This is a genomic window from Streptomyces sp. NBC_00271, assembly GCF_036178845.1.
Classification (GTDB): domain Bacteria; phylum Actinomycetota; class Actinomycetes; order Streptomycetales; family Streptomycetaceae; genus Streptomyces.
In genome coordinates this window covers 9,096,761-9,109,311 of the sequence record NZ_CP108070.1, presented here as the reverse complement: position 1 = coordinate 9,109,311, position 12,551 = coordinate 9,096,761, and the positions used below count along the sequence as shown (strand labels likewise).

Sequence of the window (12,551 nt, the reverse complement as noted above, 5' to 3'; positions counted from 1 at the left end):
GCTGACGTCTGCCCGCACCGACCCGCCGCCAAGGCACGCCAGAAGGGGGGAGGCGGCAGAACACCAGGTGCCCGGTCCTGCGGCGCTCTGCGGGATTGGGCTACGCGCCTCGCGGACGGCGGCCGAAGTCCGCTTGCGGCTGGGTGGGAGTATGGCGGTACGGATATCCGCAGCAGGAACAATGTGACGGTCACTGGCGGGCTCGCCGCAGGTCCAGCTCCTCACAGATCTCCACCACATCGTGGGCATAGCCCTTCAGCGAGGAGTACCGCTCGGGGCTGAAGACCGACGGATCCGAGCCGCCGGAGCCTACGTAGTCGAACAGCACCACCCGGTACCGCTCGGCCAGGGCGGGCACGGCCAGCCGCCACATGTTCTGATCACAGCCGAACCCGTGCGCCAGCACCACCACCGGCCCATCTGGACCCGGGCCAGGACCTGGTCACCGACCTGTCCGGCCTGGAGTACTGCGACTCCACCGGCATCACCGCTCTCCTCGCCGCCCGCCAACGCGCCCAAGCCGCCGACGCAGACATGACCCTGGCCGCCGTTCCCCGCCAACACCCTCCACATCCTCACCGTTGTCGGCCTGGACCAGGTCTTCACCATCCAACCCGGCAGCAGTACCGCGTGGGATTCACGTCATCACGGCGTCGGCACGGCGCCCCGTGCACGGGTGAGCATCGGACCCGACCTCATCACGTGCGCCAAGCGGATCTGTTCGGCTGCTGGGGGGCAGGACAGCACAAATCCCGGCAGCCCACGGACGTGGCTGCCGGGATCAAAAGTGGTGCGCCTACTTGGGCTTGATGGCGTCCTTGGCCTTCTCCTTGGCCTCGCGCAGGTCGCCCTTGGACTCCTCGGCGTGACCCTCGGCCTTCAGGGACTCGTTGCCGACCGCATCGCCGACGACCTTCTTGATCTTGCCCCTGGCCTGCTCACCCTTGGCCTGAGCCTTCTCGTCCGCAGCCACAACCACTCACTCCTGTCTCGCTTGAAGGAAGTTTCACCCTCCGTGTCGCCCTGGATTCCACTCTTTAAACCGGAAGGCCGCCGCACAAACTCCTCGCAGCTCCGGGCTCTCTACGAAGTACGCGAGGTCCGCAGGAATGGAGATCGCCACGCGGGGCACACGAGGGGGCGGAGGTTGATAACTATGGTTCCTATTCTTCTTGTTCTTCTGCTCGCCCTGATTCTCTTCGGTGCCGGTTTCGCACTCAAGGCCCTGTGGTGGATCGCCGTCATCGTGCTGATCGTGTGGATCCTCGGCTTCGTGATCCGCCCCACAGCAAGCGGTGGCAAGCGCGGCCGCTGGTACCGCTGGTAAGCGGCCTGAACAGCGCACCCATACGGGTGGGGCCCGACGCCGCGGCGTCGGGCCCCACCCGTTTCCTGTCTTCCTGTTACCACAGGGATAAAAGTGGTGATTCTGCCGCTTCGGGGTACCTGGAGGTCATGGCCGGAGGTGGCCGTGACGCCAGGAACCGTGGCCTCCAGCACGGCACCTCCGGCCATCCGCAATTCTTCTCGGCATGATGTGTGGGGTCCGGGAGGCCGGGGCACCCGGCTTTCTGAGGAAGCGTCACCGAATTCGATGACGTCTGTAACTCCGCAGTTCTGCTGCGGCAGCAGCAAGGAATTCGACAAGGGAGCCGTTCTTTATGAGTGACAACATCTGGGGCTACCAGCCGACCACCGGCTACACCGCGGGCACCGACCTGACCGGATGGAAGGTCGAGGCCACCGACGGCAGCATCGGGAAGGTCGACAAGCACTCGGACGACGTCAGCTCCGCCTACCTCGTCGTCGACACCGGCGTGTGGATCTTCGGCAAGCACGTTCTGCTGCCGGCCGGGACCGTGAAAACGGTTGACCTGGCCGAGCGGAAGATCTACGTCGACCTCACCAAGGCCCAGATCAAGGACTCCCCCGAGTTCGACAAGGACAAGCACGTCGGCGACGCCGACTACCACGAGCAGGTCGGCGGCTACTACCAGAACCACCGACACGCCTGACCTCAGCACCACCCCGGAAGTGGGGCCCGCCGGAGACGCTCCGGCGGGCCCCACTTCTCACGGCCCAGACCACCCCATTGGGCAAAAACCGGGTGCGCTGGGTCCGCTCTAAAATCACCTGGCATGCATTCTTCGAACCCGGGTACGCCGTCTGTTGCCGCCGCACAAGGGGCCGGTGACACGAAGCCTGGATCGCACAGGAGGGGCCTGACATGACAGTGACGAAGACGGCAGAGGCACGGACCGTGGTGCTGCCCGAGATCGCGGACCCGTCGCAGGTCGCCCCCAAGGACGCCCGGCAGTTGTCCAGGCTGTTCTTCGACCAGCTCGGCGTTCTGGAAGAGGGCACGCCCGAGTACCAGTACGCGCGCAACACGCTCATCGAGATGAACATGTCCCTCGTCCAGTACGCGGCCGGGCGCTTCCGCAGTCGGGGCCAGGACGAGATGGAGGACATCGTCCAGGTCGGCACGATCGGACTGATCAAGGCCATCGACCGGTTCGAGCTGTCCCGCGAGGTCGAGTTCACCTCCTTCGCCGTCCCCTACATCGTCGGTGAGATCAAGCGCTTCTTCCGCGACACCTCGTGGGCGGTCCACGTCCCCCGCCGTCTGCAGGAAGCCCGCATCCAGCTCGCCAAAGCCACCGAGGAACTCCGCAGCCGACTGGGGCGCATGCCCACCGTCAAGGAACTCTCGCAGCTGATGTGCCTGAGCGAGGAGGAGGTCAACGAAGCGCGTCTGGCTTCCAACGGCTACAACTCCTCCTCCCTCGACGCCACCATCAGCTCCAGCGAGGACGGCGAAGCGGTGCTGGCCGACTTCATCGGCATCGATGACAACGCTCTCGAACTCGTCGAGGACTTCAACGCCCTCGCCCCGATGATCGCCCAACTTGACGACCGGGAACGGCGCATTATCCACATGCGGTTCGTCGAGGAACTCACCCAGGCTCAGATCGGCGAACAGCTCGGCATCTCCCAGATGCACGTCTCCCGCCTCCTCAACCGCACCCTCGTCAAGCTCCGTGAAGGCATGCTCACCACCAGCTGACCGCAGCGGCCCGCAGCGAACCGGTGGTGTTTCCCCCACCAGGGGGGAAACACCACCGGTTCGCGTCACGGCATGTCGGTGAGGGCGCCTTCCTGTACCTCCCGTGTGGATGGGCGGACAAATCTGGGTGATCGGTACCGGAATGCTGGGGGGACCGGGCTGGGTCTCGTGGCGTCGGCGCGGGTGGGGAGTCCTAGGGGACGAGGCGGAGCATGGGCTGGTCGATCAGTGCTTGCTGCAGTCCGGCAAGACCTTCGGTCAGTGCGGTGCGCTGGTGGCTGGGCATGCTGTCGAGAGCCTGGAGGAGAAGTTGGTCGCGCCGTTCACAGACCTGGGCCAGGTGTCTACGTCCGGCGGGGGGGTCACGCACAGCGTGACTTCGCGGCGGCTGTCGGGGCACGGCCGGCGGTCGACCAAGCGGCAGACGGAGGGCGGCGATGCGCCCAGGAGCCGGGTGAGCGCCCGCATGCGGATTCCGTTCTTGTGGTCGACGATGTACATCACGCGCAGCTGGGAGACAGAGAGATACGGAGGCGGCCCGTCGTTGCGGTCTTGTTCCCACATGACGTCGAGGAGTTCGGCGATGCTGCTGGCCTGGCGGGCCGCGGCGCGGACGGGGTCGAAACTGGAGCTGATGCGCTCGGGCATGCGTTTTCCATCCGCGGGGCCTGGTTCCTGATTAGGGTCATGCACGCGTGGTCGGACGGCGCCAGAGTCCGATCCAGCCGACGAGACCCTTGGCCGTCGGCGTGGCCAACGAGTATGCCGTCCTCTGACGTATGACGATATGCCCCCTTGGAGCTCGGTCATAGCGCCGGCTCCTGATGTGCGTGCCTGCCTCACGCGCTTCTCTAACTCCGACAAAGATTGCGTGGACGGGTGCCCGTGCAGCGCATCCGTACCACCGTCACTCCAGGGCGACCGGCTTCTGGCATCAATGCCGCAGACCGGAGCACACCCGCCGATCGGGAGCGCAATGGCCCTCCGGTGTTCAGTAGTGGGCGTCGCCGGTCTGGCGGAGTTGGTCGGTGTGGTGGGTGATGGTGGCGATGCGGGCTGCGAGGTCGGGGTGGTTGGGCTTGAGGTGTGTGCGGGTGTCGGCGAGTGGGGCGATGAGGTTGGCGGCGTCGTTGTCGGCGAGGGCGTCGGCGAGCCGGGCCAGAGGTGTGCGAGCACGAGCGGGGAGGTCGGTGAGGGCGGTGATCTGGCCGGCGAGTTGGCGTAGTTCGGCGGCGTTGGTCCGGGCCCAGGTGGTGATGGTGCGGTCGGCGGCCCGGCGGTTGCGGGTGGCTTGTACGCGCTGTTCGCCGGTGGTGCCGGGTGTTCCGGGGCGTACGCGCAGGTAGCGGCGTTCGGCGGCCTGGCGGCTGGCGACGCCGAGCGGGTGGGCGAGGTCCGCCCAGCTGGAGCCTGCTGCCCGGGCTGCCTCGATCAGTCCAGGTTCCCATCCTGCGAGTTGGTCGCGCAGTTCACGCAGCAGGAGGAGTGCGGCCAGGGCCTGGTCCGCACTGGCTTGTCCGTCCTGTGGGTGCGCTCCGCTCTGGGGGGTCTGGGCGGTGCGGACGGCTTCGTTGATCGTGTTCAGCGCTGCCGCGGCAGCGAAGAACGAGGTGGGGTCGCGGGGCTCGGGGGAGGCGTTCACGGAGATCCTCTCGGCATTGTCACCCTTTGGACGACACCTTACTTGTCATCGTTTGGATGACATGTTACAACGGTGTCAGACGAAGCGCATTGGCAGTTCCTGCCAGACCTGTGGAGGTGTATTCGCGATGTTGATGCGCACCGACCCGTTCCGCGAACTCGACCGGCTTGCCCAGCAGCTGACGGGTGTGACCGGTACCTGGTCCAGGCCCTCGGCGATGCCGATGGACGCCTACCGTGAGGGCGAGGAGTACGTGATCGCCCTCGACCTGCCCGGTGTCGCGAAGGACGCGATCGACATCGATGTCGAACGGAACATGCTCACCGTCAAGGCCGAGCGCCGCCCGGTCGTGAAGACCGACGACGTACAGATGGAGCTCTCCGAGCGGCCCCTGGGTGTCTTCTCCCGCCAGCTGGTGCTGGCCGACACCCTGGACACCGAGCGCATCACGGCCGGCTACGAAGCGGGGGTGCTGACCCTGCGGATCCCGATCGCCGAGCGCGCCAAGCCCCGCAAGATCGCGATCGGCGGGGAGTCCGAGCACAAGCAGATCGGCGGCTGAGGAGCCAGTTCCCCGGCCGCGCCGACGGCGGAGGACGGGCATCGATCCCCCCTCTGGTCCCGTCCTCCGCCCTACGTCCATCACACAACGACGTGAAGGGGGCAGTGGTGGCCATGCGATGGGAAGCATTCCTCGACCACGTGCAGGAACGCGGCGAGTACACCACCCCCCAGGAAGCCGAACGGGCCGCGCGTACCGTTCTGGCCCTGCTGGGCGCGCATCTGGTGGGTGAGGTCCGCGCCGAGCTGGCCGCCCGGCTCCCGGAGACCTTCGCCCTGGTTCTTCTCAACCCGCTGCAGGCCACCGAGCCCCTCCCGCCGGAGCGGTTCCTGCGGGCCACCGCGGCGTGGATCGAGGGAGCCACCGAACAGACCGCGGCCTGGGACGTCAGCGCCGTACTGAGCGTGACCGCCGATGCGGCGGGCGAGGAACTCACCCGCCGCATCCTGCTCCAGCTCCCCCCGGGCTACGACCTCCTCTTCGGCCGTCCCGAGCACGCCTGAGCCCAGGAACGCGTGACCCGCTCATCAATTCAGCAGGGCCGGCCGGCACTCACCCCGGCCGGCCCTTCCCACAGGCGACAACGCCCTTGCCCGAGAAAGGAAATCACTCCCGATGCTTCCGCTGCGTGAACCTGCGACTGCCCGACCCGGCCCGCCACCCGCGAGGGCCTGGCGGCGATCACCACCGTCATCGGCCGGGGCATCAGCGTCAACGTCACCCTCGTCTTCTCGCTGGAGCGCTACCGTGCCGTCCAGGACGCCCGTCTGACCGGTCTCGAAGAGACACCATGTACGTGAGCGAACTGGTCGTCCCAGGGACCGTGAACACCATGCCGGCGAGCACGCTCGACGCGTTCGCCGACCACGGCCACGTACCGGCCGCCGCCCCCGTCGCCGACACCTACGCCTCGGCCGCCGCCCACTTCGAGGAACTGGGCCGCACCGGCATCGACTTCATGGACGTAACCGACACCCTGGAACGCGAGGGCCTGGCCAAGTTCGAGGACAGTTGGGCCGAGCTGGGCGCCACCGTGGACCGTGAGATGCGGGCCGACGCCGATGCCTCCGAGGACGGCACCGGGCCGTCGGGGGAATCGTCGAACGCCCCTGCTCTGCTGGCGATCTACCTCAACGACCATCTGGCGGGAGCGACCGGCGGCCTGGAACTCTGCCGCCGTGCCGCGCAGGGACAGCGGGACGAGGAGCGGGCCACCGCCTTCTCCACACTGGCCAAACAGGTCGAGGAGGACCACGACTCCCTGGTGCAGATCATGTTCGACCTGGGCGTCTCCACCGATCACCCCAAGGTCGCGCTCGGCCGGCTGACCGAGAAGGCCGGGCGGCTCAAGCCCAACGGGCGCCTCTTCTCCCGCTCACCGCTCAGTGACGTCCTCGAACTGGAGTCCATGCTCCTCGGCGTCCAGGGCAAGGCGTCCTGCTGGCGCACCCTGCGCGTCCTGGCCGAGGACGACGACCGTCTCTACGCCGAACACCTCGACGCCCTCCTGGAACGCGCCGAGCACCAGACCGCGACCCTTGAGGAACTGCTCCTCGCGGCGGCGGCACACACGCTGGGTCACGCGGCGGTCTGCGCACCGGGGTCATCGCTCACTCAGCTCACCGGTCCACCGAACTCGCCGAGTTCACGGGCCTCCTCGGGCTCGGCGGCGGAGGTCGCGCACGAGCAGGCGGCACCCCGAGCCCTGCCGGGCCGCCCGCCGTCCCAGCAGGATCTCCGCGCAGCCGGCGAGCGCTAGCAGGCGTACGACCTGGGCCGACGGCCGTCGCAGTGTCAGGCGCCGGCCCGAGTCCGCGGCGTGCTCGGCACCGTCCAGGAAGGCGTTGAGTCCGCTGACGTCACAGAACGTGAGCGCGGACACGTCGATGGCCATCTGCCGGCCGGGCCCACGCAGACAGAGCTCGATGGCCGTACGCATCTGGGGGACGGACTCCAGATCGGCCTCGCCCCGCAGCGCGACCGCCGGACGGATCCAGCGTCCACGCCGTTCGGCGACCTCGAAGGGAACCACCGTCACGCACCTCGGCTCATCGGACCGGCTCATACGGCACTGGCAACACCGGGGGCTTGGGCGCACTCGAACCCTACTCCTGGCACGCCACTCGGGGCAGGGCGCGTCTACGGGCCCTGACTCGCGCATCGCGTCAACTCGCGGTATAGGCATGCGGGTCGGGGGTACCCGCACCGTCGATGACAGGTTCACGTGAGTGGAGACCCCTGGTGCTGATGGCTCACCCCGCGGTGCTGAAGGACCTGGTCGAGCAGTACGAGACCCTGTGCACACTGCACGCCGAGAACGGCGGCGCCACCGCACGGCGACGGATGGACGACGTCGCCTGCACGCTCTGTGTGTCCACCGGCACCCGGACCGTCGAGGACGCCCTCGACGCCGCCTGCCGCCGCCCGCACGGCACCCGCGCAGGGCGACGCCGTACTCACCGGCGGCTGACCTCTCGTTCCCACACCTCCCCCTCACTCCTTGTCGGCGAAGACGCCGGAGTCCAGGTGGGCGAGGATGTCGGCGGCGTCACGGTAGACCGCGTGGGCACCGGCGGCCTCCAGGTCCGCGCGGGGAATCCCGCCGGACAGGACCGCCACCGGAAGCACTCCGTCCCGTACGGCGGCCTTCATGTCCCAGACGGTGTCGCCGACGAACACGGCCCGTTCGCTGGGCACACCGGCGAGTTCCCTGGCCTGTCGGACGGGGTCGGGGGCTGGTTTTCCGTCGGATACGTCGTCCGCGCTGGCCGCCCCGAGGATGACGTCGTCCGCGTCGATGGCACGCCGTAGCGCGGCCAGTTCGGCGCCGCTCGCCGAGGTCGCCAGGACGATCGTCCAGCCCCGCCCGGCCAGGGCGCGCAGCAGGTCGCCCGCCGAGTCCAGCGCCGGCAGCCGCTCGAAGTACGTGGCGTAGAGGGCGTGATGAGCGGCAGTGAGCTGCTCGTCCTCGTCGGGATCGCGGTCGTCGCCGTCGCCGAGCAGGTGGTCCAGCAGGTCGCCGCCGCTGAGTCCCACGGCCCGGTGGACGTCCCGCATGGGGACCTGGTGACCCGCCTGCCGAAACGCCTCCCACCAGGTGACGACGTGCAGGTGGTTGGTGTCGACGAGTGTTCCGTCGACGTCGAAGATCGCGGCGCGTTTCGTGGTCATCGCGGGTGCCCTCGCCCTCTCACAGTTCGTAGCGGAGGGCGGGCAGCAGCTTCCGCTCCGCCCACTCCAGGTACGGCTCCTGGTGGTCGCCGCCGATCTGGACGAGCGCGACCTCCGTGAACCCCGCGTCGGCGTAAGGGCGTACGGCCTCGACGACCGCCTCCACATCGTCACCGCACGGGATGGACTCGGCCACGTCCTCGGGCCGTACGAACTGCGTGGCACTCGCGAACGCGGCAGGCCCTGGCAGTTCGGAGTTGACCGGCCAACCGCCGCCGAACCAGCGGAACTGGTCGTGGGCGCGGGCGATCGCGGCTTCACGGTCGGTGTCGTAACAGATCGGCAGCTGGCCGACCTTGGACTTGCCCGTGCCGCCGTGGCCCTCGAACGCGGAGATCAGTTCCGGCCTGGGTTCCGTCGCGATCAGCAAGTCGGCCAGACGGCCCGCGAGTTGGCAGGAGCGGTCGCCGGAGACGGCGACACCGATCGGCGGGGGCCTGTCGGGGAGATCCCACAACTTGGTGTTCTCCACGTCGAAATGGGCGCCGTGGTAGTTGACGTTCTCCCCCGCGAAGAGCGAGCGGATGATCTCCACGGCCTCCTCCAGCCGCTCCAGGCGGACGTGCGCGGCGGGCCAACCGCCGCCCACCACGTGCTCGTTGAGGTTCTCCCCTGAGCCGAGCCCAAGGCGGAAACGTCCCTGGGAGAGGAGTTGCAGGGTGGCGGCCTTCTGGGCGACGACCGCCGGGTGGTAGCGGGTCGTCGGGCATGTCACGTAGGTCATGAGGGGGATGTGTTCGGTGGCCTGCGCGGCGGCACCGAGCACGCTCCACGCGTAGGAGGCGTGGCCCTGGGACTCCAGCCAGGGGAAGTAGTGGTCGGACGTGACCGAGAAGTCGAAGCCTGCCCGTTCGGCGCCGACCACATGGCCGACGAGTTCTCGCGGGCCGGCCTGCTCGGTCATCATCGTGTACCCGATCTGCACCATGTCGCTCATCTCCTCGTGGGTCGGAGTCTCGCGAGGACGGCTTCCTGTCCCGTCACCGCTTCGTCGTGAGCCGCAGGTCGACCTCCTTCTCCTGGTCTCCCGACGCCGCGCCCCAGTGGTCCACGGCGAACGCCGTGCTCAGGGCCTCGAACAGTTGGTCAACGGCGACGTAGGCGCCCTGGAGTGTGGCGGAGACCGAGCCGTCCAGCGGAATGGGATCGGCCGGGATCCACTCCTGCGTCGGCTCGAACTCCGCGCTCCACACGGCGGAGTGGTCGCCCGGCTGCTCCTGGGGTACGTCGTCGGCAGGACGGTCGGTGGGGAACGCCGTCCTCAGGACGCCGAAGACGGTGGCGGCGTCCTCCTTGGACGCTCCGGTGAGCGACACGGTGGCCATCGGGCTCACTCTCCTCAAACTTGAATACGGCGGGACGTGGGTGATCAGACGCACCCGTTCACGAATGGCGACAGCACACGGCCGAGCGGATCCCGCCTCGGCTCCCCCGGCGCGCGGGGCGTCAACCCGTCGATTCGTCGGGCACGGGATGCCCCGGACGCGTACTGCCGGAATGCCCGGCACCCCTCCGCCCGGTGCCGGCCTCATCCGTGTCGGGGATCCTCGGGTCGGGGACCTCCCGATCGTGCCCCTCCGGCTCGCGCTGTTCGTCGGCGCCGGCCTGCTGATCGGGCGGGTCCCTGGGGATCGGCTTCGGTTTCGGCCCCCCTCTGTTTCCGGGGGCTTCCGGGCGGCGCTCGCTCACGGTGTTCTCGCTTCCTCGCGCAGGGTGGGTGTCAGGCGCGGGTACCCCGACGGCCGACGATGATGCGGACCCTGGCGCTCCGGACCCTGGGGTCCCGGACCGGGCACGGCGAAGGGCGGGCACCGGCAGAACGCCGGTGCCCGCCCCTGTGTACTGCCGCGACGGTCAGGCTCGGTGGTCTCCGTAGTAGCCGCCGACCTGCTCGTGGTAGCCGGAGTCACCGGCGTGCTTGTCCTTGTCGAACTCGGGGGAGTTCTTGATCTCTTCCTTGGTACGGCCGACGTGGATCGTCCGCTCCGCGACGTCAATGGTCGAGATGACACCGGCAGGGAGCAGAACCTGCTTGCCGAAGATCCACACTCCGGTGTCGACGACGATGTACGCGGCCCCGACATCCTCGGAGTGCTTGTCGACCTTGCCGATCGAACCGTCGCTCGCCTCGACCTTGAATCCGGTCAAGTCCGTCCCCGTCTGGTGACCCGACTCGGCCTGGTAGCCCCACATGTTGTCCGTCATACAAAACCTCCCCTTGCAATACGTGAATAGCGAGGAAGCCCGTCCAGTATTTCGGTGGGCGACCCTCGGTAGGTCGAGTGCCCACGGTTTTCCGTCCCACACCCTCATCCATTTATTGATGGCGAACCCTGCACCACCGAATATCAGGGCAAGACAAGTACAAGAATCAACACAACCGTTTTGACAGCCAAGAACGGGCGGTCGGCACGGTCGGCCCGCATGAGACGGGCCAAGCGGGTTACCCGTGGGTCGTGTTGAGAATCGGAATGATCGCGGTGGTCGTGGGCGCCGCCCTCGCAGTGGCCGGTGTGGCCGTCGTGGTGTCGCCCTGGTGGTGGCTCGCGGCGGTGCCGCTCGCCGTGCTCGGTGTCATCGGTGTGTGGGACCTGACCCAGCGACGGCACTCGGTGCTGCGCAACTACCCGGTGATCGGGCACGCCCGCTTCCTGCTGGAGCGCATCCGTCCCGAACTGCAGCAGTACTTCGTCGAGCGGAACTTCGACGGGCGGCCCTTCGACCGGGACATCCGCAGCATCGTGTACGAGCGAGCCAAGGGCAGCGCCGCGGAGGAGCCGTTCGGCACCGAACGCGACGTGTACCAGGCGGGCTACGAGTACCTGGTTCCCTCGATGGCTCCCCGCCCGGTGCCCGAGCACCCGGGGCGCGTACGGATCGGGGGTCCGGACTGCACCCGGCCGTACGACATGGCCCTGCTGAACGTCTCCGCGATGAGCTTCGGCTCGCTGTCGGCCAACGCCGTACTGGCGCTCAACAAGGGGGCCGCGGCGGGCGGTTTCGCGCACGACACCGGTGAGGGCGGGCTGTCGGAGTACCACCTGCGCCCGGGTGGTGACCTGGTCTGGGAGATCGGCACCGGCTACTTCGGCTGCCGGACCCGGGACGGGGACTTCGATGCCGGGGAGTTCGCCGAGAAGGCGTCGGGCGACAGCGTCAAGTGCGTGTCACTCAAGCTGTCGCAGGGCGCCAAACCCGGTATCGGGGGTGTACTGCCCGGAGCGAAGGTCAACGCGGAGATCGCCAAGGTGAGGGACGTCCCCCAGGGACAGACGGTCATCTCGCCCCCGTACCACAGCGTGTTCGCCACCCCGCGTGAACTCGTCCAATTCGTCGCGCGGATGCGGGAGTTGTCCGGCGGCAAGCCGGCCGGTTTCAAGCTGTGCCCCGGTTCACGGCGCCAGTTCCTCGCCGTGTGCAAGGCGATGCTCGAGGAGGGCACCGCACCCGACTTCATCATCGTCGACGGCGGGGAGGGCGGCACAGGTGCCGCACCGCTCGAATTCGCCGACCACGTCGGCACCCCGCTCACCGAGGGTCTGATGACCGTGCACAACGCCCTGGTCGGCGTGGGCCTGCGGGAGCAGATCCGGATCGGCGCCAGCGGCAAGATCGCCACCGGGGCCGACCTCGTCAAACGCCTGGTCCAGGGCGCCGACTACGGCAACGCGGCCCGCGCCATGATGTTCGCGGTCGGTTGCATCCAGGCCCAGCGCTGCCACACCAACACCTGCCCCGTCGGCGTCACCACCCAGGACCCGCGGCGAGCCCGCGCGCTGGACGTCGGCGACAAGGCCGAGCGGGTGCGCCGCCTGCAGGAGGCCACCGTAGGCAGTGCACTGCAGATCATGGCCTCCATGGGAATCACCGACCCCGCACAGCTCCACCCGCACATGCTGCGGCGCCGCATCGACGCGCAGACCGTGCGCTCCTACGACGACCTGTACGAGTGGCTCTCCCCCGGACAACTGCTGGTCGAGCCGCCCGCCGACTGGGCGACCGACTGGAAGGCCGCCGACCCGGACCACTTCACCATCTGACCCACGACC

General features: G+C 68.3%; 16 protein-coding genes and 3 pseudogenes. 10 read left to right on the top strand and 9 right to left on the bottom strand.

Annotated features, from left to right (window positions below):
- Nucleotides 1–199: 199 nt before the first annotated feature.
- Nucleotides 200–412 (bottom strand): annotated as a pseudogene (locus OG798_RS41235) (alpha/beta fold hydrolase); the annotation flags it as partial.
- A gap of 8 nt (nucleotides 413–420) precedes the next feature.
- Here OG798_RS41235 and OG798_RS56700 point away from each other — a divergent pair.
- Complete coding sequence (locus OG798_RS56700) at nucleotides 421–810, top strand: STAS domain-containing protein (RefSeq protein WP_413253665.1); 390 nt, start codon at nucleotides 421–423, stop codon at nucleotides 808–810.
- Here OG798_RS56700 and OG798_RS41225 read toward each other — a convergent pair.
- Nucleotides 797–973 (bottom strand): CsbD family protein, encoded by a 177-nt coding sequence (locus tag OG798_RS41225; protein ID WP_261691944.1) that lies wholly within the window; start codon nucleotides 971–973, stop codon nucleotides 797–799. The genes OG798_RS56700 and OG798_RS41225 overlap by 14 nt on opposite strands.
- 183 nt (nucleotides 974–1,156) lie before the next feature.
- On the opposite strand from OG798_RS41225, the gene OG798_RS41220 reads away from it, so the two are divergent.
- From OG798_RS41220 to OG798_RS41210, 3 genes are all read left to right on the top strand, one after another.
- On the top strand, nucleotides 1,157–1,327 hold the full coding sequence (locus OG798_RS41220) for a hydrophobic protein (RefSeq protein WP_095851763.1): 171 nt from the start codon (nucleotides 1,157–1,159) through the stop codon (nucleotides 1,325–1,327).
- Between the two features lie 334 nt (nucleotides 1,328–1,661).
- The gene (locus OG798_RS41215) at nucleotides 1,662–2,015 is read left to right on the top strand and encodes a PRC-barrel domain-containing protein (RefSeq protein ID WP_121414545.1); all 354 of its coding nucleotides are present in this window, start codon (nucleotides 1,662–1,664) and stop codon (nucleotides 2,013–2,015) included.
- Nucleotides 2,016–2,227: 212 nt separating this feature from the next.
- The gene (locus tag OG798_RS41210) at nucleotides 2,228–3,067 is read left to right on the top strand and encodes an RNA polymerase sigma factor SigF (RefSeq protein WP_121414546.1); all 840 of its coding nucleotides are present in this window, start codon (nucleotides 2,228–2,230) and stop codon (nucleotides 3,065–3,067) included.
- Between the two features lie 258 nt (nucleotides 3,068–3,325).
- On the opposite strand, the gene OG798_RS41205 is transcribed toward OG798_RS41210, so the two are convergent.
- Together OG798_RS41205 and OG798_RS41200 are read right to left on the bottom strand one after the other, a co-directional pair.
- Entirely contained in the window at nucleotides 3,326–3,715 is a 390-nt protein-coding gene (locus tag OG798_RS41205; RefSeq protein WP_328758670.1) for a MarR family winged helix-turn-helix transcriptional regulator, read from the bottom strand.
- A 343-nt stretch (nucleotides 3,716–4,058) separates the two neighbouring features.
- Nucleotides 4,059–4,709 carry a type III effector protein gene (locus tag OG798_RS41200; protein ID WP_328758669.1) on the bottom strand — a complete coding sequence of 217 codons (651 nt, stop codon included), beginning with the start codon at nucleotides 4,707–4,709 and terminating at the stop codon, nucleotides 4,059–4,061.
- A gap of 127 nt (nucleotides 4,710–4,836) precedes the next feature.
- On the opposite strand from OG798_RS41200, the gene OG798_RS41195 reads away from it, so the two are divergent.
- The 4 genes and pseudogenes from OG798_RS41195 to OG798_RS41185 all read left to right on the top strand — a co-directional run bounded on the left by OG798_RS41195 (nucleotide 4,837) and on the right by OG798_RS41185 (nucleotide 7,030).
- Nucleotides 4,837–5,271, top strand: a complete 435-nt coding sequence (locus OG798_RS41195) for an Hsp20/alpha crystallin family protein (RefSeq protein WP_095851767.1) — start codon at nucleotides 4,837–4,839, stop codon at nucleotides 5,269–5,271.
- Nucleotides 5,272–5,378: 107 nt separating this feature from the next.
- Nucleotides 5,379–5,774 (top strand): DUF2267 domain-containing protein, encoded by a 396-nt coding sequence (locus tag OG798_RS41190; protein ID WP_095858369.1) that lies wholly within the window; start codon nucleotides 5,379–5,381, stop codon nucleotides 5,772–5,774.
- A 150-nt stretch (nucleotides 5,775–5,924) separates the two neighbouring features.
- Nucleotides 5,925–6,056, top strand: a pseudogene (locus tag OG798_RS56695) (transaldolase family protein); the annotation flags it as partial.
- Between the two features lie 5 nt (nucleotides 6,057–6,061).
- Nucleotides 6,062–7,030 carry a transaldolase family protein gene (locus OG798_RS41185; protein WP_328758668.1) on the top strand — a complete coding sequence of 323 codons (969 nt, stop codon included), beginning with the start codon at nucleotides 6,062–6,064 and terminating at the stop codon, nucleotides 7,028–7,030.
- On the opposite strand, the gene OG798_RS41180 is transcribed toward OG798_RS41185, so the two are convergent.
- Nucleotides 6,917–7,309 carry an STAS domain-containing protein gene (locus OG798_RS41180; protein ID WP_328758667.1) on the bottom strand — a complete coding sequence of 131 codons (393 nt, stop codon included), beginning with the start codon at nucleotides 7,307–7,309 and terminating at the stop codon, nucleotides 6,917–6,919. The two genes, OG798_RS41185 and OG798_RS41180, sit on opposite strands and share 114 nt — an antisense overlap.
- 203 nt (nucleotides 7,310–7,512) lie before the next feature.
- Here OG798_RS41180 and OG798_RS41175 point away from each other — a divergent pair.
- Nucleotides 7,513–7,741 (top strand): annotated as a pseudogene (locus OG798_RS41175) (DUF5133 domain-containing protein).
- Nucleotides 7,742–7,764: 23 nt separating this feature from the next.
- On the opposite strand, the gene OG798_RS41170 reads toward OG798_RS41175, so the two are convergent.
- The 4 genes from OG798_RS41170 to OG798_RS41150 all read right to left on the bottom strand — a co-directional run bounded on the left by OG798_RS41170 (nucleotide 7,765) and on the right by OG798_RS41150 (nucleotide 10,707).
- Entirely contained in the window at nucleotides 7,765–8,442 is a 678-nt protein-coding gene (locus OG798_RS41170) for an HAD family hydrolase (protein WP_121414549.1), read from the bottom strand.
- 19 nt (nucleotides 8,443–8,461) lie between these two features.
- On the bottom strand, nucleotides 8,462–9,430 hold the full coding sequence (locus OG798_RS41165; RefSeq protein ID WP_267063258.1) for an LLM class F420-dependent oxidoreductase: 969 nt from the start codon (nucleotides 9,428–9,430) through the stop codon (nucleotides 8,462–8,464).
- A 52-nt stretch (nucleotides 9,431–9,482) separates the two neighbouring features.
- A complete protein-coding gene (locus OG798_RS41160; protein ID WP_095851769.1) occupies nucleotides 9,483–9,827 on the bottom strand; it encodes a hypothetical protein in 345 nt (114 codons plus the stop codon).
- Nucleotides 9,828–10,356: 529 nt separating this feature from the next.
- On the bottom strand, nucleotides 10,357–10,707 hold the full coding sequence (locus OG798_RS41150) for a PRC domain containing protein (RefSeq protein ID WP_097224293.1): 351 nt from the start codon (nucleotides 10,705–10,707) through the stop codon (nucleotides 10,357–10,359).
- Nucleotides 10,708–10,973: 266 nt separating this feature from the next.
- On the opposite strand from OG798_RS41150, the gene OG798_RS41145 reads away from it, so the two are divergent.
- Nucleotides 10,974–12,542: an FMN-binding glutamate synthase family protein gene (locus tag OG798_RS41145; protein ID WP_413253664.1), complete on the top strand. Its 1,569-nt coding sequence runs from the start codon at nucleotides 10,974–10,976 to the stop codon at nucleotides 12,540–12,542.
- The last annotated feature ends 9 nt before the right edge of the window (nucleotides 12,543–12,551 follow it).